Below are 21,370 nucleotides of genomic sequence, written 5' to 3'. Positions count from 1 at the left end.
GAATACTGCGTTCACCTTGTTGCTAACCCCTTGTTGCCAACCCGATATCCACGATCAAAGAGGTCCAACCATGAAACCACGCGCTATGTATCCGTTGTCCGCGACGCTTGCTGTCTGTGCATCGTTCGCTCCGCTTGCCGCGCATGCCGCCGATGCGGTCGTGCTGATCGGTCATGCCGCGCCGTTGACCGGCCAGCTCGCCAACATCGGCAAGGACAGCGAGAATGCGGCGCGCTTGGCTGTCGATGAAATCAACGCGCGGCATCTCGTCATCGGCGGCAAGAACCTAACGCTGCAACTCGATTCGCAAGACGACGCGGCCGACCCGCGCACCGGGACGCAGATCGCGCAGAAGCTGGTCGATGATGGCGTGGTCGCGGTAGTCGGTGACATCAACTCGGGCGTGTCGATTTCGGCATCGCGCATCTATAGCGAAGCGGGCGTCGTGCAGGTCACGCCCGCGTCCACCAATCCAGCTTATACGCAGCAGGGCTACAAGACGGCGTTTCGTCTCGTGGCGACGGATGCCATGCAAGGTCCCGCGCTCGCACGCTTTGCCACCAACACGCTGAAAGCACGGCGCGTGGCCGTGATCGACGACTCGACCGCTTACGGGCAAGGGCTTGCCGAACAATTCTCGAAGGCGGTGTCATCGGGCGGCGGCGCTATCGTGACGCACGAAGCGACCAGCGACAAAGCCACCGATTTTCGCGCGATCCTGACCAAGGTTAAAGGTCTGAAGCCGGACGTCATCATGTACGGCGGATCGGATGCAACGGCTAGTCCGCTCGTCAAGCAGGCGGCCAATCTGGGCATCAACGCGCGCGTATTGGCAGGCGATGGCGCATGCACGGACAAGATGAGTTCGCTTGCGGGCGATGCCATCGTCAATCTGGTCTGCTCCGAAGCGGGCTTGCCGCTCGCACGCATGCCGCGTGGGGCGGAATTCGAAAAGCGCTATGTGGAACGGTTCAAGACGCCGATCAACGCGTATGCGCCGTTCGCGTATGACTCGGTATATGTGATCGTCGATGCAATGAAACGCGCGAACTCCACCGACCGCGCGAAGATTCTGGCCGCGATGCCCGCAACTCGCTATGACGGCGTGACGGGCAATATCGCCTTCGATCCGCATGGCGATCTGACCACTGCGGCGATCACCGTGTATCAGTTCAAGGACGACAAGAAGATCGTCGCGGACGTTATTCACAACTGACCGTCTGCATCACGCGGCCTTGGAAAAACTAACGTTTCTCCGCGTCCGTCTTCCTGAAAACATCGACGCTATCCGTATGCGAAGCCGCGAACGCCCTGATGAGCATCAAGCCGACGACACCGAGTATGACCGCGACCGAGGACAACTCATATAAAGACACGCTCATGAGAAATGCTCCTGGGATGATTGACATCCCAGTCTAAGCCGGCCCGGTGTCGTCGCAAAACGAGCATATTTCACGTGCATGTGAGAAATATTGAGATACCGCGCGACGCGCCCTCAAGCGTTCATTGCCGCTCCGGGAAGCGCAGTTTCGAATGTTTCCGGCCATACGACACATAGATCACCATGCCGATGACGAGCCAAACCACGAGCCGAACCCACGTGACGAGCGGCAAACCGGACATTAGCAGGAGGCAAAAGAGGATGCCCAGAATCGGGACGATGGGCACGCCCGGAACCCTGAACGGGCGATTGGCGCCGGAATCGCTGCGCCGCAGATAGATCACCGCGCCGCACACGAGAATGAACGCGAACAAGGTGCCGATACTGACCATCTCGCCAAGCACGCTGATGGGCGTGAGCGCCGCGACGATCGCCACGATCGAACCAATGAGAATCTGGCTCAAATGCGGCGTCTTGAGCCGCGGATGCACCCGCGCAAAAAGCCCCGGAAGCAGGCCGTCGGTCGACATCGTGAAGAAGATGCGGCTTTGTCCGTAGAGCAGCACGAGAATTACCGTGGTCAAACCCGTCAGCGCGCCGATCTTGATGAGAATGGAGAACCAGTTCATGCCGATGGCATCCACGCCCTTCGCGATGGGATCGGGCACGTTGAGTTCGCCGTAAGGCACGAGCCCGGTGAGCACGCCCGCTACGAGAATGTACAGCACCGTGCAGATGACGAGCGATCCGAGAATGCCGATAGGCATGTCGCGCTGCGGTTTCTTCGCTTCTTGCGCGGCAGTGGAGACGGCATCGAAACCGATGAACGCGAAGAACACCACGGCGGAGCCGCGCAAGATGCCGCTCATGCCGAAGTTGCCGAATTCGCCCGTGTTCGGCGGAATGAACGGATGCCAGTTCGCCGGCTTCACGAAGAAGATGCCGAGCGCGATGAATGCCACCACGACGACCAGCTTGACCGCCACCATGATGTTGTTGAGCCGTGCGGATTCCTTCGTACCGAGCACGAGCAGCGTGGTCAGCACGCCGATGATGAACACCGCCGGCAAATTGATGACGCCCGTCACGGTGCTTCCGTCGGCGAGCTTGATGACGGTGCCGGGAGCGGCCGCGAGCGCAGGCGGAATCGTGACGCCCACGTTATGCAAGAGGCTCACGATATAGCCCGACCAGCCGACCGCCACCGTCGCCGCGCCCATCGCATATTCGAGGATCAGATCCCAGCCGATGATCCACGCGAAAATCTCGCCGAGCGTGGCATACGTGTAGGTATAACTACTGCCGCATACAGGCAGCATGGCCGCCAGTTCCGAATAGCACAGGCCCACGAACGCGCATGCAATGCCGCCCAAAACGAACGACAACATGATGCTCGGCCCTGCGAATTGCGCGGCGGCGGTGCCCGTCAGCACGAAGATGCCAGCGCCGATGATCGCGCCGATACCCATTGCCGTAATGCTCGTGGCGCCAAGGGTTTTCGATAGGTGACTGCCTTCCGCGTCCGCGCTTCCCACGATATCGGCGACGGATTTGCGCGCCATGTAACTCGTATCGGCCATGATGAGTCGTCCCGTTCAAATGATGTTGGGCACGGACCGACTCGGCATGCTTCGGCTCGCGGAGGACTACAAACGCGCCTGCTGAGGAGTTGATGGGTTAATCGGTGGATAGGCGATGAATTCAGTGTAGACCGAAAATAATAAAGTCGACCAATGGATTTCCCGCGCCCGCCGCACGCAAGGCCGGGCGTTCGCGGATTGCCACGAGCGATGGATTACTTCGGAGAGACGTCGATATCGCCGAGATATTTCCTTGCCAGCGTCTTGACCGTGCCGTTCGCCTGCAGTTTGGCGATAGCCTTGTTCAGGCGCTCCTTCAACGCGCCGTCGTCCCTGCGCACACCGAACGCAATGCCGCTGCCGAGGATCGCGTCGTCGTTCACCGGGCCGCCCGCGAAGGCGTAGCCCGCGCCATCCGGTTTCGACAGGAAGCCGGATTGCCCGGCGGCGGAAAGCACCAGCGTGCCGTCGATACGGCCGGACTTGAGGTCCGTATAGATCTGGTTCTGGTCCTGATAGGTCGTGACGGTCACGCCGTTATTGGCCCACTTCGCCTTTGCGTAAGTCTCTTGAGTGGATCCCTGCAACACGCCGATGTTCTTGCCTTTGAGCGATTCAGGTGTCGGCATGAGGCCGATGCCCGCTTTCGCCACGAGTTGCGTCGGCACCTTGTAGATGATGTTGGTGAAGTCGATGATCTGTCGACGCTTCTCCGTGACGTTCATCGCCGAATTGATGACGTCGAATTTGCGCGCCTGCAACGCGGGGATGATTCCGTCGAACGAACTCTCGGTCCATTCGCATTTCATCTTGAGTTCGGCGCAGACCGCATTGCCAATATCGACGTCGAGACCCTGCAGTTCGCCCGATGCCGACTTGAACTCGAACGGCGCATACTGCGCTTCCAGCCCGTAGTGAACCGTTCCGGCCGCCGATGCGGCGCCGGCACCGAGCGTCGCGGCGAGCAGGACAGCAGCCTTGAAAGAGGCGATCGACGTTACATTCCTCATTGCTTGATCTCTTAAAGGGGTTGAGGTTCGCTTCGCCGGATTAAAGCATAGGAAACGCATGGACAAACCGGCGCGGCACTCGATTTAAGCAGGAAAACAATCTGGAAAAGTATTAATGCGGGTCGGGTTGCGGCTTGCCGGTAGGACGGCCTTCACGCTTACGTTCTGCATTTGCGCTACCCGATCCGGTCGATCGGACGGAAAACGCCCGTCTGAAACGGCATCGTTTTTGCTGCGCTGTTGGCTTTTCATCATTGCCCGTGCGTCTCGACGCGCAAGCCCAGGCGCGCGGCTCGTTTCAACTTACCTTCGCGAGGACTTATGCATCTTCTTCATGTGATTGGTTCGCCCCGTGCCGGGCGTTCCGCTTCGCAGCAAGTGGCCCGGGCGTTCACCGATGCATGGAAGGAGCGCCATCCAGATGGAAGCGTCGATGAACTGAACGTATGGGAAACCGATCTGCCCACGTTCGATGGCCCAATACTCGAAGCAAAATACGCGGGCATCCAGGGCCGTGAGCTCGATGCCGCTCAGGCATCCGCATGGCGGACCGTGCACGCGCTCGCCGAACGGTTCACGAAGGCCGACGTGATCGTCTTCAGCGTGCCGATGTGGAATTTCGGCATTCCGTATCGCCTGAAGCATCTGATCGATGTCATCTCGCAAAAGGACGTGCTCTTTACTTTCGACGAGAACGGCTTGAACGGCCTGCTCGGCGGAAAGACGGTCGTGACCATCGCCGCGCGCGGTGTTCAGCTTGGAGGGGACTTTCCGCCGGAGGAATACGATTTCCAGTCGGACTATTTGAAGACGTGGTCGCGCATGGTCGGCATTACCGATGTGCGCGTCGTCACTGTCGAGAAGACCCTGGCGGGTCCCGAGCAGGACCATGCATCGCGCAATGAAGCGAGCGAGAAGGCACGGGAGCTTGCCCTGAGCCTGTGAGCGCTAAGACGCGGCGCTTAAATACGCGGCGGAAATGAGCCGAACGGCACGTTTGCGCGACACGAGCGAAAAAGCGTTTCACTTCAACGCGATACGTCTTTCGCGAGCGAGTTATCCACGATCTTGTCCACTGAAACTGTGGACAAGATCGTGCGACTTCGATCAGTCGCCGTGACCGTGGCCATGACCGTCATGATCGTGATCGTCGTGCTCGTGATCGTGACCGTCGTGATCGTCCCGGCATGCGCGATCGTCGCGGCCACCCGCTCCGGGCAAGCGCTGCGCCACATATCCCGGCAGATCCGCCGAATCCATGGCAAATACGAAGAACCGGTTCGGATTGTCGATCCCGTTCGGATGATTGGTATCCGTGACCGTTCCCACGAAGTCGTTGTCGTTAGCGATGAAGAGCGTGTGCCTGACCGCGCCCTTCACGCGGATATCCGGCCCGAACGCGAGGCTTTCGAGCTTGGCGGGAATGTCCGTCGGCGCGAAGCCATAGGCCGTCAAGGCCGCGACGACATCGAGGAAGAGCGTCTTTTTCAACGCGTAGGGCGCGAGGCCGCTCGCGCCGCTTGCCTGGCTCACGTCCTGCGCGCCGTTCAAATCGACGTGGTACACACGTTTGAACGCGGCCTTCGAATCGTCGCCGAGACCTTTGCCGTCGCGTTCGTCGAGCAGCAATTCATGCTCGTTCACGGCGACGATGTCGCTGATGGTGGGATAGTTCGGCTTCGCGTCCGTGCCGATGTTGGTCAACGGATATGCAAACTGCGTGGTCTTGCCGGTACGCACGTCGATGCGCAGGATTCGCGTGTACGGGCCGTTCGTGCCGCCGTCCTGAATCAGCGGGCTTTGCATCACGCCGAAGAGCGTATCGCCATCGGGTGAAATGGCGAGACCTTCCATGCCCTTGTTCGCCACGCGGCCCGAGGTGTTCTCGCTGATCTCATCGTTGCCGATGGACGATAGCGTCGTCACGGCGAACGAGGCCGGCACACGATACACGGCGATCCGCTCGCCCGTGCGACGATCGAAACGATAGATATACGGACCGTACTCATCGGAGATGAAGACGCTCGCGCCATCACGCGCCACGCGAATGCTTTCCGGGTCCAGACGCGCATCGCGCGGATACGTGGACCGCTGCGTCGGCGTGAAGTTGTCCGAGCGCCCGGTGAAATAGTGCGAGTGATTGGTGGCGTTCAGCGCAGGCGCGCCATTGCCGACGCCGGCCGCCGCGCCATCGCCATAGACGAGCGGCTCATGGCTGTGCAGCAAGGTCGTGTCGAGCAGCTTCGGGCTCAGCGAATACGGCAGCTTGCTGCCCTTGCCGCCGGCTTCGAGACGCAGCGAGAAGGTCTGGAAGCGATTGATGTAGGACGCCGTATCGTCGATAGCCTTGTTATAGGAGATCGCGTTCGGGCCGCGGTCGGGCACGGCGAGGAAGGTATCGCATCCCGCATACGCGAGTCCCGAGCCGACGCCGCCGAGAAGGTTGCCCGGCGCGCCGTTTTCGAGCGGCGCGGCCGTCGCTTTCGAACGGTCGCCGATGTTGCCGCTCAACTGGCCGATCGCGACGAGATCGACGCTCGCCCACGCGGACGTGCAGGCGATGGACATCGCGGATACGGCAAGCGACAAGGCAAAGACACGGGCTCGAACCATGAACGTCTCCTTCGATGGAATGATCTGAATGGCGCGCGTCGTAAATGGAAACTCGTAACGCGCGCGAAAAGAGTGCGGATAGCTGGCGACCGGCGCGCAGCTTGCAACGACATAAAAACCCGCCGCGCATTATTACGATCGAAAGATGACGTTCGTGTGACTGTCGAGCAGGCGAGGCGAATGTTCGCGAAGGGTTCGGGATACGCTTGTCGCGCGAGCGGCGCATAATTCGCGGTGGCCTTTGTGTGTCGCGACACCGTTCGATCAGAGACGAAATGAATACTCGCTTTATCAGTCTTGCACGTATCCCGTTTTTCTTGCCGCTAGCCGGCGCCATTTTGATGCTCGGCGTTGCGCTCTCTTTCACCGCGCCGTACTTGTCGCTGTTCAGCGTCGAGCAGGCCGACATGACGCCGCTGCAACTCGGCGTCTTCATGACGGTCATCGCGGCAAGCGGCGTGGTCGCCAGCGCGTTGGCAGGCAAGTGGTCGGACAAGCATGGGCATCATCGAGAGTTGCTGCTTGGTGCGCTGATCGCATCGGCAATCGGCTTCTTGCTGATGTGCTTCCTGCGCAACTTCGCCTCGCTCGTCGTGGTCGGCATCGCGTTTCTCGGGGCCGGTGGCTCGGCCATGTCGCTGGTGTTCTCGTTCGCGCGCTCGGCATTGCCCGTCGATGACGCAGCGGAGCGCTCGTTCGCGCTCGCCACGCTGCGCACCGTGCTTTCCATGGCCTGGGTATTCGGGCCGTCCGTCGGCGCGCTCGTATTGGCAGGCGCGGGCTTCTACGGACTCTTTTTGTTTGCGGCGGCGTGCTTCGCGGCGTGCGGGGCCATAGTCTGGCGGATGCATGACTCCCCCAAGGGCGACCCGCACAGCGCCCCCGCGCATTACGCGGGCGATCCATCGTCATTGCTCGAAGTCACGACGCCTGAGACCGAGGAAGTGATCGCGCCGCATGAAGGCGCGCCGCACACGCGCGCCGAGATCTGGCGCGCGACCATTGCGCTCACGCTTATCGGACTCGCCGCGAGTGCCACGATGATCGTTCTGCCGCTCTACGTCGTGCATGGCATGCATGGCTCGCGTATCGACGTGTCCGTCATGCTCGGCCTCGGCGCGTTGCTCGAAATCCCGATGATGCTCGTACTCGGCGCACGTGGCTCGCGCCTTAACAAGCAGCGCTGGCTCGCCTCGTGCGCGGCCGTGCATGTGGTGTACTTCATCGCGGTCGCCGCCTCGCAAAGCGTTCAGTTCCTGATTCCGATGCAGGCGTTCAATGCGTTCGTGGTCTCGGTGACGTCGTGTCTCGGCATGACCTATATTCAGGACCTGATGCCGCGCACGCCAGGCGCCGCGACGGCGCTCTTCTTCAATGCGTCGCGCGTGGGTTCCATTCTCTCGGGCGTGCTGTCCGGCGTGCTCGTGGCCGCGCTTGGTTATCGCGGCACGTTCCTTATTTGCGGATGCCTGACACTCGGCGCGCTCGTGCTTTTCTCCAATCCACCGTTCAAGCTGATCGCATTGCGGATGATTGCGTGGGTGAGAGCGCGGCGGCAAGCGGCCTAGCGTCTGTCGTGTCATTCCGCTTTGTCGAACGATCCCGTGCGGACCTCGCCATCGCGCACATAGCGCGTGACCAGCACGCCGCCTGGCGTGCTCACCGATCGCGTTAGCGTGAACGCAGACGGCAGCGCGTCGTCGGCGAACAAACGCTTGCCGCGTCCCAGCAAGACGGGATAAGTCAGTAGACGAAGCTCGTCCACGAGGCCCGCCGCGAGCAACTGGCGCACCATGTCGCCGCTACCGAACGTCAACAGATCGGCGCCCTCCTGATGCAAGAGCGCGCGGGTTGCATCGGCTAGATCGCCTTCGAGCGCTTGGCTGTTGTGCCAGCCGAGCGATTCCGCGCGATGCGTCGTTACGTGCTTGGGCACTTTGTCGAACAGGTCGGCCATCGCGCGATTGGGCGAATCGGCCGGAACGTGTGGCCAGTACGACGCGAAGATGTCGTAAGTGCAGCGGCCTAGCAGCAAGTCGAACGGCCGTGAGAGCAGATCCTGCAAGTTGTCGCCGATGGCTTTATCGGCAAAAGGCACGATCCAGCCGCCGAAGCGAAACCCGCCGCTGCGATCTTCTTCTGGGCCGCCAGGCGCCTGAATGACGCCATCCATGCTGATGAACGTGGAAACGATGAGCTTGCGCATGATGTCCTCTTGGTAGGCAGACGCGATCGGTCCGTATATAGACGACGAACGATTCGCGGATGAATCGACACGGCGCTCGTTCAGGGGTTATCCCTGATCCCGAAGCTGTCGAATTCAGCGACGATGCATCGTCGTAGCAGTGTGTCCAACTTCTCGAAGCGAGGCGAATTTCATGGCTACCGGAACCGTCAATCTTCACCGCGTCTTGCGCGCGCCGCCCGAACGCATCTACCGCGCATTCCTGGAACCCCATGCCATTGCAAGGTGGCTTCCGCCGTACGGGTTAATCTGTCAGGTCCATCACATGGATGCGCGGGAGGGCGGCACTCACAAGATGTCGTTTCACAACTTCCGCACGGGCCAGAGCCAGTCTTTCGGCGGCGAGTACCTCGAACTGAAACCGTTCGAAAAGATCCGCTACTCGGACCGTTTCGACGATGCCAACCTTCCCGGCGAAATGCGCGTCACCGTTTCGTTGCGGCAGGTGTCGTGCGGGACCGAAGTTACCATCGTGCAGGAAGGCATACCCGAGGTCATTCCGGCGGAGTTGTGCTATCTCGGCTGGCAAGAGTCGCTGCTGCAACTGGCGCACTTGGTCGAGCCCGAGATCTCCGGCTGAACTCGCGGAACTGGCGGGACTGGCACAATCGAGTGGATCTCAGCTCCCGCTCGGGAATTTACATGTCCGACCCTGTCAGGTCTTCGTCGTCTTCATCGTCTGCGCGTTCTTCCTCCGGTGTCGCACAGCTCTTCGCTTTGTCTCCGTTCCTGCGTCCGTATGCCGGACGCTGGGCGCTCGCTTTCCTTGCGCTGGTGACATCGGCGGGCGCGACGCTGGTGTTGCCGGTCGCGTTCAAATACCTCATCGATCGTGGCTTCGCCGAGGGCGACCGGACGCATATCGATCGATATTTTCTGGCGCTCCTGGTCGTCTCGCTGGTGCTGGCGGCCGCGACGGCGCTGCGCTTCTATCTCGTCTCCTCGCTGGGGGAGCGCGTAACGGCCGATTTGCGTCGAGCCGTGTACGACCACATGCTGCGGATGAGCCCGCAGTTCTTCGAAACCACACAGACTGGCGAAGTGCTGTCGCGACTCACCGCCGACACCACGCTGATTCAAACGGTGGTGGGTACGAGCCTGTCGCTCGGGCTGCGCAATTTCTTCCTTCTGACCGGCGGCGTGGCGATGCTCGCGGTCACGAGCCCGATGCTGTCCGCGTACATCATCGCGACGCTCGTCATCGTGGTCGCGCCTGTCGTGATCTTCGGGCGGCGCGTGCGGAAACTCTCGCGCGCGAGCCAGGACAAGATCGCGAACACGAGCGCGCTGGCAGGCGAGGTGCTCAACGCGATGCCGACCGTGCAGTCGTACACGCAAGAGCCTTTCGAGACGAAACGATATGCCGGCGCGGTGGAAGCCGCTTTCGAGACCGCGCTCACGCGCATTCGCGCTCGCGCCTGGTTGACGGCCGTGGTGATCGTGCTGGTGTTCAGCGCAATCGTCTTCGTGCTGTGGCTAGGCGCGCAGGCAGTGCTCGCCGGTCGCATGACGGCGGGCCAGTTGTCCCAGTTCATTCTCTACGCGGTGTTCACGGCAGGCGCCGTGGGCGCGGTCGCCGAGGTATGGGGCGATCTGCAACGCGCCGCCGGCGCCACCGAACGCTTGCTGCAATTGCTCGCCGCACGCTCGCCGGTCTTGGAGGCCGAGAGCACGGTCACGCTGCCCGCGCGAGGCGAGGGCATCCGCTTAGAGAATATCGGGTTCTCGTATCCGTCGCGGCCGGGTATTGCCGCGCTTTCGGGGCTTTCGCTGCAGGTTCGTCCGGGCGAGCATGTCGCGTTGGTTGGGCCATCCGGCGCGGGAAAATCCACGCTGTTTCAACTGCTGCTGCGTTTCTACGATCCTCAGTCAGGCCGAATTCTGATCAACGGCGTGCCGACGCGCGATGTGCCGCTCGTCGAATTGCGCAAGGAGATTGGCGTGGTGCTGCAGGAATCGGTGATCTTTTCTGGCAGCGTGATCGACAACATCCGCTACGGCTCGTCGGACGCCACGCTCGCGCAAGTGCAGCGCGCCGCCGACATGGCCGCCGCGGCCGGGTTTATCGAGGAACTGCCGGAAGGCTACGACACGTTTCTCGGCGAACGCGGCGTGCGATTGTCAGGCGGTCAGCGCCAGCGTATTGCGATTGCCCGCGCGATTCTGAAGAACCCGCCCATCCTGCTGCTCGATGAAGCCACCAGTGCCCTCGATGCCGCCAGCGAACGGCTCGTGCAAAAGGCGCTGGACAACGCGGCGCACAACCGCACGACGCTCGTCATTGCGCATCGGCTTGCGACGGTTCAGCAGGCCGATCGCATCGTCGTGCTGGAACAGGGGCGTATTGTCGCGCAGGGTCGTCATGCGGAGCTGCTCTTGAGTTCGCCGCTTTATGCGCAGTTGGCTGCGTTGCAGTTCGGGGATCAGATGGGGGTTGCCGGGATTGCTCGCGGGCATGAGGCTTCGGCTTGAGCTTCGCATGACAGCCGTCGCTTGCTCAGCACACGCGTTGAGACGACTCCCGCTACAGCGCTGCAACTTGGCGCATGACGGCATCGGATGGTCGATGTGGCAACCTGGTCGCTCCATCGGCCAAAGCATCGTGGCCAACGAAGCGTCGCAACGGCCGACGAACAAGCAGTCGTCGTTTGGCCGAGCGACGACATCGAAAAGATCATGCCGAACACGCCGGGTGCAATGACGCTTACTGCTCTCTTTGTAGCACCTCGTGATCCGACTCGCATGCGCACTCGTAGGCCGATGATCGTCCCCAGTTGAAGAGCCGCGAGGTCTTGCCGATGCCTGGATTGAAGGCATTGGTCGGGTCCAGTTCTTCGTAGAACCGTGCAAGAGACGCTTTCGCTTCGTACAGGTGACCGACGTTGTGTTCGGCGGGATACTCGGCACCCCGCGCGGCGAGCAGAGCGAGGATGTCGTCCTTGATCCGGTCGCAATCGACACCTTTCTTCACCAGGTATTCCTGGTGCAGAACGTGGCAGAAGAAGTGGCCGCAATACATCGTGAATTCGATGTCTTTCGAAATATGCGCTGGCAACCGTTCGAACCAGTCGGTCGTGTTCCGTGGAAGTGCAACGTCGAGCGCGACGATGTCCTCCACGGTTCGCGAATGGACTGCCCGATAGCGCACCATGGCGCCTCCAATCGCGAAGCGGTTGAGGAAAGCCGCCTTGCCTTCCTCGGGCGTGCATTCGAAATAGCCACCCTGTTGCGACGGAAAACGCGATTCGAGGTAGGTTCGCGCTTCGTGCACACCGTCGTTGCCCATCTTCAGCAACAGATGATGCTCGAACCGGTCGCGATACTCGATGAGCCGGCGCGGCAGATGCTCGGGCAAAAGCCGGCTCGCCGCCTGCAACAGCCGATCGCTGATGCCGTTACCAAGACGCGCTTTCTCGGTGAACCCGTCGAACCTGCTCTTCGCCGCGAATGCATGCGGCACCTTATCCGTGCCGAACGCACGAATGTACATGTACATGTCCTTGCCGTAGCGACGGGCGATATCGAACGCTCCGCGGTGCATGTACTCACCGGCGATCGGTAGACTACGGAAGCCACTTAGTATGTCGCGGCGTATGGTTTCCAGCTCGGCGGCGTCGTTGCTGCCGATATAGAACACCTGAGTTTGTTCGTCCGCCGCAAAGGTGTCGAGCCGCAGAGCGAAAACCGCAAGGTGTCCGGCAGAGCCCGATGCTTCATAGAGCCGGCGCGGGTCGGCATTGAAGCGCGCGGGCGTGGACGCATCGATGTCGCGCACATGGGTGCTGTACTCGTTGTCCGAAGCCAGCAGCCCTGCGGCTGCCGGAATATCGTCCGGCAATTCGCCCGCGTCCAGACGGCCGAGTATGACTTCGGCGGAGTCGCCCAGATCGATTCCCAGATGATTGACGAGCTTCAGTTCGCCGTCCGCCGTGACGCGCGCGTGGATCGACAATTGGGTGAATGCGGGTCCTCGGCGAATCAGCGAGCCGCCCGAATTGTTGCAGATGCCGCCCGTCACCGAAGCGCCGATGCAGCTTGAGCCGATCACCGAATGGGGTTCGCGGCCGAGCGGCTGCAGTCGCTTTTCAAGCTGATCGAGCGTCACGCCCGGCTGGCAGATGACCTGCTCGCCGTTTCGAATCACGTCCAGCCGCCGCAATCGCATGGTGTTGAGCACGACGACCGGGCGGTCGTAGCCGCTGTCCGCGGGCGTCGATCCGCCCGTCAACCCGGTGTTCGCCGCCTGACAGATGACGATCGTCCCTGCACGATGACAGGCCTGAAGCGCCCGCCACATTTCGACCAGCGTGCCGGGCTGAATGGCCGCCAACACCTGGCCGCTGCCATAGCGATAACCCTGCCGGAAGCGGCGCGTTTCAGTGGCGCCCGTGAAGACGAACTGGCTGCCGACGATGTCGCCAAGCGACTGAATGAGTTCATGCATGGTTGAGGACTTTGGACCCTGGGGCGGTCATGATGAGTTGGAGAATCGAACGATGAAACTTTACGCGATTCATCCGGAAATGACATGGCCGGACACGTCGAGATCGAAACCGGACGGCTCGCTTTATGTCGTTCCAGGGTTTTAACGAGTAGGTCGGACTATGCGATGTACTTTGGCATCGACGGTGGGCAGTTTTCGCATCTGGAAAATGCAGGCCGCTTGTCGCCGGTACACGACAATCGAGGCAGCCGCGCGGCGCACCAATTAAATTGCGCCTCTCAAAACTTGAAGGCGAAAAAAAACCCGCGAAAATCGCGGGTAATAGCACTGATGGGCCGTCTCGGCTCTCTACCAGTGAACCGCACCGAACGACGAGCCAGCATTTCCTGCTCTTCTCGATCAGTCGTTATCGGCCCTCGGGTTCAAACGAAGATTATCCAGATCAACTTGCGAGAAGGTCGCATTTACACCACACGGTTTGGATATTTTAACTATATAGGTAGTATATTCCGACTAAGCCACTTTTCTTGGAGCGATTAGCCAGAGATCGCGAGTGATTTGCTTGAGCGTCAGTGTAGAAGTGGGTAATTCGTGGCGCTCAACCGTTAAAAAAGCCCGTACGTGTTATTAATGGGCGCGCGCAATGCGAGTTTCTTTTTGAAGGCGTGGTGCGAACGGCCGTATTGAATTACCTGCACATCAGGCCATATTTTCAATGGCTTGCACCATTGGAGTGAATGACGAGCGCTAGTGGGGATATTTCGCGAAAATCGTGACATCGATTGAATATCGCGCGCGATCCCACGCTCGCATGTTCATAAAAAAGCAGGCTTGGCGCGCTCGGTCGGCTATCATGCCTATCCTCTTCGAAGTAGCTCTCTATGATTTCCGTCCGTAATGTCACGCTACGCCGTGGCGTCAATGTCGTACTCGACTCCGCGTCCGTCACCTTCACCCCCGGCGAAAAGATCGGCCTCGTAGGGCGCAATGGCGCCGGCAAGTCGTCCTTCTTCGGCCTTCTCAATGGCACGCTGCACGAGGACAGTGGCGAGTTTTCGATTCCCGCTGCCTGGAAGATGGGTCAGGTCGCGCAGGAGATGCCGGAGACCGAGCAGAGCGCGACCGACTTCGTAATTGAAGGCGACACTGTGTTGCTGGCCGCGCAGATCGAAGTCGCCGCCGCGGAGACCGACGACGATGGCATGCGCATGGCGCACGCCTACATGGCCCTTCACGACGCCGGTGCGCACGATGCCCCCGCGCGTGCCCAAGCGCTGATCCTGGGGCTCGGTTTCAGTGCTGCGCAACTTAGCCAGCCGGTCAATAGTTTCTCCGGCGGCTGGCGCATGCGGCTGCAACTGGCGCGCGCGCTCATGTGTCCGTCCGACTTGCTGTTGCTCGACGAACCGACCAATCACCTGGATCTCGACGCGCTGGTCTGGCTGGAGGCGTGGCTCAAGCGTTATCAGGGAACCTTGGTCGTGATCAGCCACGATCGCGAATTCCTCGATGCGGTCACGCAGGTAACGGTCCACGTCGATAACGCCAAGCTCGTGCGTTACGGCGGCAACTACAGCAAATTCGAAGACATGCGCGCCGAGCAGATGGCGTTGCAGCAGGCCTCGATGGCCAAGCAGGCGGACAAGATCGCCCACCTGCAGAAGTTCATCGACCGATTCAAGGCAACGGCTTCGAAGGCGAAGCAGGCGCAGAGCCGGGTCAAGGCGCTCGAACGCATGGAGAAGATCGCGCCCGTGCTCGCCGACGCAGAGTTCAACTTCGAGTTCAAGGAGCCACTCAACGTCCCAAACCCGTTGTTGTCGATGCTGGACGCGACCTTCGGCTACCCGGCGCCGAGCGATGCCGAGCCCGGCACGCCGCCGACGGTCATCGTGCGAGGCATCAACCGGTCGGTGCTGGCCGGACAGCGCATTGGTATTCTCGGTGCCAACGGCCAGGGTAAGTCCACGCTGGTGAAGACGGTGGCGCACGAACTTGCGCCAATTGCGGGCGAAATCAGCGAAGGCAAGGGCCTGAACATCGGCTACTTTGCGCAGCAAGAACTCGACGTGCTGCGTCCTCTCGACACGCCGCTGGAACACATGATCCGCCTTGCCAAGGACACGCCCGCGAACATGCGTGCGCCCGGCCAAAGTGGCACCGAACAATCGCTTCGCACGTTCCTAGGTACTTTCAACTTCAGTGGCGACATGGTGCATCAGGCAGTCGGCACGATGAGCGGCGGCGAAAAGGCGCGGCTCGTGCTGTGCATGATCGTATGGCAGCGTCCTAACCTGCTGCTGCTCGACGAGCCTACGAACCACCTCGACCTGGCCACACGCGAAGCGCTAGGCATGGCACTCAACGAATTCGAAGGCACGGTGATGTTGGTCAGTCACGACCGGTCCCTGCTGCGCGCGGTATGCGACGAGTTCTGGCTCGTAACCAAGGGCGGCGTCGAACCCTTCGACGGCGATCTGGACGATTACCAGCAGTTCCTGCGCGACGAAGCACGTCGCATGCGCGAGGCCGCTGGAGAGCAAAAGGCCATCGCCTGAGTTCACCCTTGGCATTGCCGCGTAAGCATCAGGTTCAGGTTCTGGACCGCAGCGCCGGATGCCCCTTTGCCAAGGTTGTCGAACACCGCGGACAGCAGAACCTGCCCGTGTTCCACGTTGGAAAATACGCTCAGGTGCATGTCGTTCGTACCGTTCAGCGCCTGAGGATCGAGATGCCGCAAAACGCTCGATTCATGCGGCGGCAAGACATGCACGTGGGCCGCGTCCGCATAGTGGCGCGCGAGGCAAGCGTGTAACGTGGCGCCATCCACGTCGGATGCGAGCAGCCGCAACTCCAACGGCACCGTCAGCACAATGCCCTGGCGAAACGCACCATACGCAGGCACGAAAATCGGGCGCTGCGCGAGTCCGGCATGCGCCTGGATCTCCGGCGTGTGCTTGTGCGCGAGCTCCAGACCATATACCTGGAATGAAGGCGCGTTGACGGCATCTTTACCTTCGTGTTTCTCCACGCCGGCACGACCGCGTCCCGAGTAGCCGGATACCGCATGAATGCTGACAGGATAGCCGCCTGGTATCAGTCCGGCCTGCAACAGCGGACGCAGCAAGCCAATTGCCCCTGTCGGATAGCAGCCGGGATTGGTGACGCGACGGGCGCTTGCAATGCGATCGGCTTGTCCTGCCGTCATCTCCGGAAAGCCGTATGTCCAGCCCGGCTGTATGCGGTGGGCCGAACTCGCGTCGATGACTCTGACGGCAGGATTGACGATAGCGTCCACTGCCTCGCGTGCGGCGGCATCGGGCAAACAAAGAATTGCAATGTCGCAGGCGTTGATGGCTTCCGCGCGACGGCGTGAGTCTTTACGTTCTTCGGCGGCAAGCGTGAACAGCGTGATGTCGGTCCGATCACGCAGCCGTTCGTGGATTTGCAATCCGGTGGTGCCTTGGTCGCCATCGATGAAAACAATGGGGGCGCTCATACGCGAGATACTCCGAGTGGTGGTAACGAGCAGAACGAGCGCCTATGTTCATCCAATCGTTAGAATAAGAAAATTCGAATTTCATGACTTGAACATTCAACTTTTCTGAATTTGGACGCCAACATGCGAGAGATCAGCCTTGACCGTTTGCGCACTCTCATCGCGGTTGCCGAGCGGGGCTCATTTGCCGATGCAGCGCGCGCTCTGCATCTGGCGCCTCCGACGGTCAGTTTGCATGTCGCTGAACTCGAAGACCGCATTGGGGCGCCGCTCTTGTCACGCAAGCGCGGGCAGGTCAGGCCATCGGCAATAGGAGAGTTGCTGGTGGAACGCGCGCGTCGGCTGCTGGCCGATGCGGAGCAGGCGTTGGACGATATCGAACGCCAGGTGCAGGGACTGGAAGGGCGGGTGCGGCTCGGTGCATCGACTGGTGTGATCGCGCACTTGTTGCCGCAAGCGCTCGACGTGTTGCGCCAGCACAATCCCGCAATCGATATTCAGCTTGCGGTGCTCACGTCGCATGAAACGCTGTCCCAATTGGCGGATGGGAGACTGGATGTCGGGCTGGTCGCGCTGCCTCAACTCTCCGTGGCCGGACTCGTGATAAAGCCTTGGCGCCGCGACCCGGTGATGGCGTTCGTGCCCGCGCATTGGCGTTGTCCCGCCCGTGTCACGCCTGATTGGCTGGCCGCTCGGCCTCTCATATTGAATGATGCGACTACGCGTCTCTCGCGTCTGACAGCGGAGTGGTTTGCGACGGCGGGTCATCATCCGACGCCGCGCATTCAGCTGAACTACAACGACGCGATCAAGAGTCTCGTGGCGGCAGGTTACGGCGCGGCGCTTCTGCCGCATGAGGCGACGACGCCATCGCCCGACGGACGCGTCGTCATGCGTCCGCTGCGCCCGGCGTTGTGGCGTCGGCTAGGCATTGCACACCGTGTGGGGCACGTTGAGCGCACCACTCGACAGGTACTCGATGTCTTGTGGGATCTACGACTAGCCTAGCGTTGCCGGGTCGAGGCTCACGACACTCTCGAAGAGAACGCCGCCCACGCTTAGTGGATCGTAGAGAGCTTGGTCGTGATGGCGGAGAAGGTGGTCGACAGCTGAGTGGCGACGCCGCTGACGGACGTCATGATGCCGAGCGCAAGTACGCCGGCGATCAGGCCATATTCAATCGCGGTAATGCCGCGCGTATCCTTGAGATAGCGCTTGAAGAAGTGCGTCATGATTTGATCCTCGGGTTCAACGTTGTGGTGTCTTTGCCCGGTGTACCGATTGGTCGTCTGCATCGGTAGTCGTCTCTCTCAGTTGACGAATCCGAAGGTTTTGAATGCGCAGAAGCTTCATCGTGTACCCGGGCCTACGGTTCAGGCTCTGGGTATGAAGCGTCGCTTGAGCGCACAGTGCCTGATGCGATGCTCCATTTATCCAATAACGGCTCCCGGCGATAGAACATGAATGAGCGAGAGGGGATTTGTTCCGCCGTGGCGTCGCGGGCGCACCTTTTTACCGAAACTGCGGTTGCGTAAGCTGGCTCGTAATCGATATGCGAGCCGCCGAACCATTCTTTTCGAACCGATACGGTCGTACTACGCACATTCCCTTATGCGCAAGGGCGATTGTGACGAAGCAGGGAAGTTCTCGATTCGGATTACGGGGTGGTTGCCGCCTCGGGAACGCAGACGGGGACTGGCTCTCGCGCCGAATGGGCCGTCATCTGCAGTGTGAATCGACAGCGTCCGGTATAACGCAAAGTCATACCGCTATCAAAAAGTCTCAGTACCCGGCCTGTAAAGTTTTCGCTAGATTCACTGCAAAGTCATAAGTGCCTATCCATGCCGGATAAACCGCTCCGGGCCAACCGCAGACGAGAACAAACAGAAGCCGTCATGACTCGACACGACACAGAGAAGACATTGCGCGTAGCCATCGTCACGGGAGCAGGCAGCGGTATTGGTCGGGCAACGGTGCACGCGCTCGCGAACGATGGCTGGTGTGTCGCGCTCGCCGGACGTCGGCAAGAGGCGCTCGACGCAGTCATTCGAGACTACGAGCAACACGTTCCCGAATCCGCCAGCAAGTTGATGGCCATTGCCACCGATGTCACCAACTCGGCATCGGTACAACGTCTCTTCGACACGGTGCAGGAGCGCTACGGTCGCCTCGATCTGCTTTTCAACAACGCGGGAGTGGGCGTGGAAGGCGTGTCGGTCGAGGATCTTTCGATAGAGCGCTTTCGCACGATGCTCGATATCAATGTGATCGGCACGCTTTTGTGCACGCAAGCCGCCTTTCGCCGGATGCGTGCAAATAACCCGCCGGGCGGCCGGGTCATCAATAACGGCTCCTTGTCGGCGCATACGCCGCGTCTTCATTCCGCGGATTACACGGCAAGCAAGCACGCAGTCAGTGGCTTGACGAAGGCCTGCGCGCTGGACGGGCGCAAGTACGACATCGCGGTCTGTCAGATCGATTTCGGCAACGTTCTGACAGAGATGGCCGCGGGAATGGCCGGTGGCGTTCTTCAGGCAAACGGCGAGCGAGCGCCGGAGCCGACGATGGACTTGGCGCATGCGGCGCAATCCGTCGCTTACATGGCAAGCATGCCGCCCGGCGCGAACGTGCAGTTCATGACGGTGATGGCAACCAAGATGCCGTTCATAGGACGCGGCTAGACAATCGGGCGAGCGCAGCGTGTACTGGTTGATTGGAAACCGGTGCCCCGCAATTAGAAGACAAAACAAATCGATGGAGACAGGTATGCTCGAAACGCTGACCGAAATACCGGAGATGGATACCGCTGCCGAGGCGCACCTCTTCAATAAAGTAACCCGACGTATCGTTCCCTTGATCCTCGCCTGCTTCGTGGTTGCTTACCTCGATCGCGTGAACATCAGTTTCGCCAAGCTGCAAATGCAGGCTCAACTCGGCTTCAGCGACGCCGCGTACGGCTTTGGCGCAAGCGTATTCTTCGTCGGTTATTTGCTGTTCGAGATTCCAAGTAACGCGATCATGGTGCGCACCGGTGCGCGACGCTGGATCGCGCGCATCATGATTTCGTGGGGCATCGCGTCGGCGGCAATGATGTTCGTGCGCGACGAAACCTGGTTCTATATCCTGCGCTTTCTCCTCGGCGCACTCGAAGCCGGGTTCGTGCCGGGCGTGCTCTACTTCTACACGCAGTGGTTTCCCGCCGAACGGCGCGGTCGCGTGAACTCGTATTTTTTCGGGGCGATTGCACTGTGCGGAATCATCGGTGGCCCGATTTCCGGCGGCATCCTGAAGTTCTTCGATGGCTTGAACGGCATGCCCGGCTGGCAGTGGCTGTTTTTGCTCGAAGGTTTGCCGTCGGTTCTGCTCGGCATCGTGGTGCTGATCGTGCTCGATGACCGGATGGAAGACGCCAAGTGGCTGACGCCTGCGGAGAAGACGCTTCTTGCCTCGATCCTCTCGCGCGACCGCAAGGTCGACAGCACGCATTCGTTCCTCGTTGCGCTGCGCTGGCCTGTGATCTATCTGTTCTCACTGATCTATTTCGGGCTGTGCATGGGGATCTACGGCTTCCTCTTCTGGATGCCGCAACTGGTGAAGAGCGCGGGCACAAGCGACCCGCTCATCATCGGTCTGATCACGATGATTCCCTATCTCGCGGCAATGGCTGGCACGGTGCTCATCAGTCATAGTTCGGACCGTACCGGTGAGCGGCGCTGGCATCTGGCCAGCTGCGCGATCGCGGCGGCACTCGGCTATCTGATCAGCGCCACATGGCCCGGCCATACGGTGTTGCTCGTGCTCGGCCTCAGCATCTCCGCTACGGGTGTCATCGCTTCGTTCGGCATTTTCTGGATGTTCCCGGCCAGAATGCTGACGGGTGCCGCGGCAGCAGCCGGGCTTGCGTTGATCAACTCGCTTGGACAGTTCGGCGGCATCGTTGCGCCTTATATGGTCGGCAAGGTCAAGGACCTGCTGGGGAGCCCGTCGATGGGACTCTATGCAATCGCCGTGGTGTGCGCGATTACGGCTGTGCTCATCGCGTGGGGATTGCCCCGGAAGATTCGGTTCCGCGATGTCGTGGTAGCGCGAGGACAAAACTAAAAAATACGGCGCGAGGCGTGGGAACCTGGAAAGTGGTCCACGCCTCGTTCCCACGCGAGCCGCTCACTGCGTCAAGCGATCCATCCATCATCTAGCCGCCAGCATCCCGAGTCGTATTGGCGACTGCTCCGGTGCGTTCCGCATGCGCAACGCAACATCGACGCCTTCGTCGAGAACGATGTTGATGCTGAGGTCAAGGCGTCGATCGAGGAACGACTTGAGCGCCGGCAAGACACGCAGCCGCGCCCATGCGCGGTCCTCCGAAAAAACCGTCTGACGAATCGCGCACCGCCTGCTCGGCTTGCTCCGCCTCTTCGATGGTCCGGCGCGCGTGCAAATAAAAGCGCTGACCGGCTTCCGCCGGCGCGAGCCCTCGTGTCGAACGCAGCGGCAGACGCGCGCCTAGACGTTCCGCCATTTGCGCAACCGTCTTCGCTACGGTCGGCTGCTCCAACTTCTTCTGGCGCGCGGCGCCGGAGAGGGACCGCGTCGAAAAC

18 protein-coding genes are annotated in these 21,370 nt (G+C 60.7%); 9 read left to right on the top strand and 9 right to left on the bottom strand.

Annotated features, from left to right (window positions below; genetic code table 11):
• The first annotated feature begins 85 nt into the window (after positions 1–85).
• On the top strand, positions 86–1,216 hold the full coding sequence (locus tag NCT03_RS28550; RefSeq protein WP_250494882.1) for a branched-chain amino acid ABC transporter substrate-binding protein: 1,131 nt from the start codon (positions 86–88) through the stop codon (positions 1,214–1,216).
• 28 nt (positions 1,217–1,244) lie between these two features.
• On the opposite strand, the gene NCT03_RS28545 is transcribed toward NCT03_RS28550, so the two are convergent.
• From NCT03_RS28545 to NCT03_RS28535, 3 genes are all read right to left on the bottom strand, one after another.
• A complete protein-coding gene (locus NCT03_RS28545; RefSeq protein WP_250494800.1) occupies positions 1,245–1,382 on the bottom strand; it encodes a hypothetical protein in 138 nt (45 codons plus the stop codon).
• Between the two features lie 121 nt (positions 1,383–1,503).
• Complete coding sequence (locus NCT03_RS28540; RefSeq protein WP_244831453.1) at positions 1,504–2,961, bottom strand: amino acid permease; 1,458 nt, start codon at positions 2,959–2,961, stop codon at positions 1,504–1,506.
• Positions 2,962–3,176: 215 nt separating this feature from the next.
• Positions 3,177–3,971: a transporter substrate-binding domain-containing protein gene (locus NCT03_RS28535; protein WP_250494799.1), complete on the bottom strand. Its 795-nt coding sequence runs from the start codon at positions 3,969–3,971 to the stop codon at positions 3,177–3,179.
• Between the two features lie 321 nt (positions 3,972–4,292).
• Here NCT03_RS28535 and NCT03_RS28530 point away from each other — a divergent pair, with 321 nt between their 5' ends.
• A complete protein-coding gene (locus NCT03_RS28530; RefSeq protein ID WP_244831451.1) occupies positions 4,293–4,916 on the top strand; it encodes an FMN-dependent NADH-azoreductase in 624 nt (207 codons plus the stop codon).
• A 162-nt stretch (positions 4,917–5,078) separates the two neighbouring features.
• Here NCT03_RS28530 and NCT03_RS28525 read toward each other — a convergent pair whose 3' ends face one another.
• Complete coding sequence (locus NCT03_RS28525; RefSeq protein WP_250494798.1) at positions 5,079–6,584, bottom strand: esterase-like activity of phytase family protein; 1,506 nt, start codon at positions 6,582–6,584, stop codon at positions 5,079–5,081.
• Positions 6,585–6,859: 275 nt separating this feature from the next.
• On the opposite strand from NCT03_RS28525, the gene NCT03_RS28520 reads away from it, so the two are divergent.
• Positions 6,860–8,152: a sugar efflux transporter gene (locus tag NCT03_RS28520; protein ID WP_250494797.1), complete on the top strand. Its 1,293-nt coding sequence runs from the start codon at positions 6,860–6,862 to the stop codon at positions 8,150–8,152.
• 11 nt (positions 8,153–8,163) lie between these two features.
• Here NCT03_RS28520 and NCT03_RS28515 read toward each other — a convergent pair whose 3' ends face one another.
• Entirely contained in the window at positions 8,164–8,790 is a 627-nt protein-coding gene (locus tag NCT03_RS28515; protein WP_250494796.1) for a dihydrofolate reductase family protein, read from the bottom strand.
• 172 nt (positions 8,791–8,962) lie between these two features.
• Here NCT03_RS28515 and NCT03_RS28510 point away from each other — a divergent pair, with 172 nt between their 5' ends.
• Positions 8,963–9,409, top strand: coding sequence for an SRPBCC family protein (locus tag NCT03_RS28510; RefSeq protein ID WP_244831447.1), 447 nt, complete (start codon positions 8,963–8,965; stop codon positions 9,407–9,409).
• A gap of 62 nt (positions 9,410–9,471) precedes the next feature.
• Positions 9,472–11,301, top strand: coding sequence for an ABC transporter transmembrane domain-containing protein (locus NCT03_RS28505; RefSeq protein ID WP_250494795.1), 1,830 nt, complete (start codon positions 9,472–9,474; stop codon positions 11,299–11,301).
• A gap of 232 nt (positions 11,302–11,533) precedes the next feature.
• On the opposite strand, the gene dld is transcribed toward NCT03_RS28505, so the two are convergent.
• Complete coding sequence (gene dld / locus NCT03_RS28500) at positions 11,534–13,273, bottom strand: D-lactate dehydrogenase (protein ID WP_250494794.1); 1,740 nt, start codon at positions 13,271–13,273, stop codon at positions 11,534–11,536.
• Positions 13,274–14,154: 881 nt separating this feature from the next.
• Here dld and NCT03_RS28495 point away from each other — a divergent pair.
• Positions 14,155–15,831 carry an ABC-F family ATP-binding cassette domain-containing protein gene (locus tag NCT03_RS28495; protein ID WP_250494793.1) on the top strand — a complete coding sequence of 559 codons (1,677 nt, stop codon included), beginning with the start codon at positions 14,155–14,157 and terminating at the stop codon, positions 15,829–15,831.
• Positions 15,832–15,833: 2 nt separating this feature from the next.
• Here NCT03_RS28495 and argC read toward each other — a convergent pair whose 3' ends face one another.
• A complete protein-coding gene (argC, locus tag NCT03_RS28490) occupies positions 15,834–16,772 on the bottom strand; it encodes an N-acetyl-gamma-glutamyl-phosphate reductase (protein ID WP_250494792.1) in 939 nt (312 codons plus the stop codon).
• A gap of 123 nt (positions 16,773–16,895) precedes the next feature.
• Between argC and NCT03_RS28485 the strand changes: the two genes are divergently transcribed.
• Positions 16,896–17,780: a LysR family transcriptional regulator gene (locus tag NCT03_RS28485; RefSeq protein WP_250469544.1), complete on the top strand. Its 885-nt coding sequence runs from the start codon at positions 16,896–16,898 to the stop codon at positions 17,778–17,780.
• Between the two features lie 50 nt (positions 17,781–17,830).
• Here the strand turns inward: NCT03_RS28485 and NCT03_RS28480 are convergent, their stop codons facing one another.
• Positions 17,831–18,004 carry a Flp family type IVb pilin gene (locus NCT03_RS28480; RefSeq protein WP_244831949.1) on the bottom strand — a complete coding sequence of 58 codons (174 nt, stop codon included), beginning with the start codon at positions 18,002–18,004 and terminating at the stop codon, positions 17,831–17,833.
• A gap of 663 nt (positions 18,005–18,667) precedes the next feature.
• Between NCT03_RS28480 and NCT03_RS28475 the strand changes: the two genes are divergently transcribed.
• Positions 18,668–19,453, top strand: coding sequence for an SDR family oxidoreductase (locus NCT03_RS28475; RefSeq protein WP_250494791.1), 786 nt, complete (start codon positions 18,668–18,670; stop codon positions 19,451–19,453).
• 85 nt (positions 19,454–19,538) lie between these two features.
• Positions 19,539–20,873: an MFS transporter gene (locus NCT03_RS28470; protein ID WP_250494790.1), complete on the top strand. Its 1,335-nt coding sequence runs from the start codon at positions 19,539–19,541 to the stop codon at positions 20,871–20,873.
• Positions 20,874–21,066: 193 nt separating this feature from the next.
• Here NCT03_RS28470 and NCT03_RS28465 read toward each other — a convergent pair whose 3' ends face one another.
• The gene (locus tag NCT03_RS28465; protein ID WP_502800435.1) at positions 21,067–21,327 is read right to left on the bottom strand and encodes a hypothetical protein; all 261 of its coding nucleotides are present in this window, start codon (positions 21,325–21,327) and stop codon (positions 21,067–21,069) included.
• Positions 21,328–21,370: the final 43 nt, after the last annotated feature.

The sequence above is a fragment of the Caballeronia sp. GAWG1-1 genome, from assembly GCF_023631465.1.
In the GTDB taxonomy this organism is placed as follows: Bacteria; Pseudomonadota; Gammaproteobacteria; order Burkholderiales; family Burkholderiaceae; genus Caballeronia.
The sequence above is the reverse complement of the archived record's forward strand: the minus strand, read 5'-3'. Positions and strand labels throughout refer to the sequence as shown.